Origin of the sequence: Streptomyces sp. NRRL S-495, assembly GCF_000966955.1 — a bacterium.
In the GTDB taxonomy this organism is placed as follows: domain Bacteria; phylum Actinomycetota; class Actinomycetes; order Streptomycetales; family Streptomycetaceae; genus Kitasatospora; species Kitasatospora purpeofusca.
Window position 1 is genome coordinate 1 of record NZ_JZWY01001067.1, and the last position, 1,079, is coordinate 1,079.

At 77.4% G+C, this 1,079-nt stretch carries 1 protein-coding gene; it reads right to left on the reverse strand.

Translation table 11 applies throughout. The features are described from left to right. A partial coding sequence (locus VR45_RS38920; protein WP_045944687.1) for an FtsX-like permease family protein occupies positions 1-1,079 on the reverse strand: 1,079 nt, incomplete at both ends.

Genomic DNA, 1,079 nt, shown 5'->3' on the forward strand with positions numbered 1-1,079 from the left:
GCCGCCCCAGGGCGGCGGCCCGCCGGGCCGGGAGCGCGGCGGCGACGGCGCCGATCAGCGGCGGCAGAACGCAGACGAGCAGCAGCGTCGGCCAGGGCAGCACCAGCCGGTACTGCGGGACCGCCCCGCCCGCCAGCGCGCCGACCGCCCAGGCGCAGAACAGCCCGCCCGCCAGCCCGAGCAGGGTGCCGAGGGCGGCGACGGTCACCGCCTCCAGCCGGACCATCCGGCGGACGGCGGCGCGGTCCATGCCGACGGCGCGCAGCAGGCCGATCTCCCGGGTGCGTTCGGTGACCGACATCGCCAGGGTGTTGACGATCCCGAGCGCGGCGATCACCGCGCCGAGCGCGAGCAGCCCGTACATCAGGGTGAGCAGGGCGCTCGTCACTCCCCCGGCCTCGCGCACCAGGTCGTCCCGGCTCTGCACCTTGAGCAGCGGGTTGTCGCCGACGGCGGTGCGCAGCTGCCGTGCGGTGGTGCCGTCGGCGCGGACCAGGATCCGCTGGACGGTGCCGGGCCGGAAGCTGTCCCGCTGGACCTCCTCGCGGGTGGCGAGCGCGTCCCGGGCGGCGGGGTTGTCCTGGTAGACGCCGACCACGGTCGAGGTGGCGGGCTCGCGGTCGCGGCCGAAGGAGGTGGTGACCCGGTCGCCGGTGCCGATCCCGTTCTCCTCGGCGGTGCTGCGGGAGACGGCGATCCGGCCGGGGCCGAGGTCCCGGAGCGAGCCGCTGACGAAGTCCAGCGTGACGACCTGCCCGACGGTCGCCGGGTCGACGCCGGTGACCTCCCGGACCGAGCCGCCGAGGAACAGGGTGGAGTCGGCGACGGCGACGGCCGTCCGCACCCCGGGGGTGGCGCCGACCCGCCGCACCGCGGCCTGGTCGATACCGGTCGTGGTGCTGCCGGTGCCGATGACGTAGTCGGCGGCGAGTCCGGCCGCGGCCTGCCGGTCCAGGGCCCGCCCGGTGGAGTGGCCGACGGTGGCGAGCCCGCTGACCAGCGCGGTGCTGACGAGCAGGGTGGCGGCGGTGGCCGCGGTGCGGCGCGGGTCGCGCAGCGCGTTCTGCCGGGCCAGCAGC